At 64.5% G+C, this 2,820-nt stretch carries 3 protein-coding genes; all 3 read left to right on the top strand.

Features of this window, described 5'->3' with window-relative positions:
• The first annotated feature begins 163 nt into the window (after positions 1-163).
• Positions 164-1,369 (top strand): agmatine deiminase family protein, encoded by a 1,206-nt coding sequence (locus tag ACTQWD_RS08625; protein ID WP_320772223.1) that lies wholly within the window; start codon positions 164-166, stop codon positions 1,367-1,369.
• 284 nt (positions 1,370-1,653) lie between these two features.
• The gene (locus ACTQWD_RS08620) at positions 1,654-1,836 is read left to right on the top strand and encodes a hypothetical protein (RefSeq protein ID WP_441559745.1); all 183 of its coding nucleotides are present in this window, start codon (positions 1,654-1,656) and stop codon (positions 1,834-1,836) included.
• Positions 1,826-2,820 (top strand): APC family permease (locus tag ACTQWD_RS08615; protein WP_441559744.1); only part of this gene is annotated, 995 nt, incomplete at its 3' end. The genes ACTQWD_RS08620 and ACTQWD_RS08615, both read left to right, overlap by 11 nt.

Below are 2,820 nucleotides of genomic sequence, written 5' to 3'. Positions count from 1 at the left end.
GTCTCCGCGCACCTGGCTACGTCGTCGCCCGCCGGTGCGACCCCGTGAAAACCGGCGCCGGGCGCCCCGACCTCTGCCGGGGGACGGGCGCCCGCCATCTCTTGGTCCTAGGCCGCGGGCAGCCCGCCCGCGGCAGACGATCGTTCGGTTTGGAGGAAATCTTATGCGTACGATCACCGAGTCCGAGTCCACCCCGAGGGCCGACGGCTTCTTCATGCCCGCCGAGTTCGCCCCCCAGGACCGCGTGTGGATTGGCTGGCCCCACCGCACCGACACCTGGGCCCACGGCGCCAAGCCCGCCCAGAAGCAGTATGCCGCCATCGCCCGCGCCATCTCCGAGTTCACCCCGGTCTACATGTGCGCCAACCAGGTCGACTACGCCAACTGCAAGGCCGTCTTCGAGAACGACGAGAACGTCACCGTCGTCGAGATGACCACCGACGACGCCTGGTTCCGCGACACCGGCGCCACCTACGTCATCAACGGCAAGGGCGAGAAGCGCGCCAACCACTGGCACTTCAACGGCTACGGCGGCCTCATCGACGGCCTCTACTTCCCGTGGGACAAGGACGAGCAGATCGCCCTCAAGATGGCCGAGCTCTCCGGCTGCCGCCGCTACCGTCCCGACGACATGATCCTCGAGGGCGGCTCCATCACCGTCGACGGCGAGGGCACCCTCGTCGTCACCGACCAGTGCCTCCTGTCCCCCGGCCGCACCTGCTCCGCGGTGCTCGAGGAGGAGGAGGACCCCGAGTCCCTCTGGCCCAAGTACCGCAAGAAGTTCGAGCCCTGGAGCGAGGAGCTTCGCGGGTACATGACCGAGCACCTCAAGGACTACCTCGGCGTCGAGAAGGTCATCTGGGTCAAGGAGGGCATCGACCCCGAGGAGACCAACGGCCACATCGACGACGTCGCCACCTTCATCGCCCCGGGCGTCATGGTCTGCATCTGGACCGACGACCCCGAGTACCCGTTCTACGAGCAGTGCCACGCCGCCTACGAGACCCTCTCCAACGCGGTTGACGCCAAGGGCCGCAAGCTGAAGGTCTACAAGCTCTGCATGCCCGTGAAGCCGCTGTACATGGACCAGGCCTCCTGCGACACCATCGACGCCGACGAGAACGCCGAGCCGCGCGTCCCCGACGAGCCGCTGATCGCCTCCTACATGAACTACCTCGTGACCAACCACGGCGTCATCGTCCCGCAGTACGGCGACGAGAACGACCAGCTGGCCGTCGACACGCTCCAGGAGATCTACGACGAGGTCTGGGGCGAGGGCGTCTACAAGTGCGTGGGCGTCAAGTCCGACCAGGTCGTCTACGGCGGCGGCAACATCCACTGCATCACGCAGCAGGAGCCGTCCGCCTAATAGCCCGGCTTGCCGGGGCGCGGCGCCCCTCTTTCACGGGAGTCCGCCGCACCCCGGAGGCCCGGCCGGCAGGCGAACGGGGCCGCCTGGCCGGCCGGCCGGGCTTTCCCCGGGCGCTCCGCTGCCTCCGCACCGGAGCGCCCTTCCCCTTCGATTGGATACCCGCCTGGCCTGGGACCTGTTGCGGGTTAGGCCAATTGTTCGCTTGGATATCCCAGGTCAGGCGCGTATCCAATTGCCGAAAGTTCCCGGTCGTATACGCGGCCGTCTTGATCGGAGTGTCCATGTACCAGCGTATCGTCATCTACACGCGCCTGTTCCGCGAGCGTTGGTCCAACACTTGCATCCCTTCTTCTCCTTGGGATGGCACCTGCACCGGTGACGCGGCCCGCAACCCTGCCTTGGGCTGCGCCTTCGGTGCAGATGCCATCTTTTTTGCTGTAGGGGGAGCGTGCCATGGCAGGTAAAAAGTTCTCCCTGTTCGAGGTCATCCTCTCGGTTATATGCGTCGTGTTTACCATCGAGGCGGCCGCTCCGGCATCCGCCATGGGCAACGTGCAGTTCTTCTGGTGGGCCTTCCTCATCATCACGTTTTTGCTTCCCTATGGCCTGGTGGTGGCCGAGCTCGGTACGGCGTTCGATTCCGAGGGCGGCCTGTACGATTGGGTCCGCCTGGGCTTGGGCGACCGTTGGGGTGCCTGCTGCTCCTGGTGCTACTGGGTCAACTTCCCGCTGTGGGTTGCAAGTATCGCCTGTATGTTCCCCAGTGTCATCAATGCGGTATGGGGCATCGAATTTTCGCTCGGGGCCCGGATTGCCATCGAGCTTGCCTTCGTGTGGGGCGTCACGGTCATGGCGATGCACCCGGTGGCCGAGGCCGATTGGGTCATGGACGGCGGTGCCGTCATCAAGGTGCTCATTACCGCCGTGGTGGGAATCGTCGGCATCTGGTTTGCCTGCGATAACGGCTTTGCCAACGACATGTCGTCTAAGACCTTCATTCCAGATTTGGGCGACACCGATTCGTTGACGTACCTATCGATCATCCTGTTCAACTTTATGGGCTTCGAGGTGGTCGCGACCTTTGCCAGCACGATGAAAAACCCGTCGCGTGATATCCCCAAGGCGGTTATCGCCGGCGGCGTCGCCATTGCGGCGATCTACATTATCTGCGGCATCGGCATCGGGGCCGCGGTTCCCACCGAGCGGCTTTCGCTCGATTCGGGCATTGTGGACGCGGTCGCCGCCATGCTGGGGCGCAGCCATCCGCTGACGATGGTCGTGGGCGCGGCCTTTTTGGTGACGCTGTTCGCCAACATGATCTGCTGGAGCTTTGGCGTCAACAACGTGGCGAGCTATGCCGCGCGTCACGGCAATATGCCGCGTCCCTTTGCGCTGGTGTCCAAGAGGACCGGCATGCCCAATGGCTCGGCACTCATTAACGGTTGTTT

The sequence above is a fragment of the Collinsella sp. LCP19S3_B6 genome, from assembly GCF_052121815.1.
In the GTDB taxonomy this organism is placed as follows: domain Bacteria; phylum Actinomycetota; class Coriobacteriia; order Coriobacteriales; family Coriobacteriaceae; genus Collinsella.
This window is presented reverse-complemented; position numbering and strand designations above follow the sequence as displayed.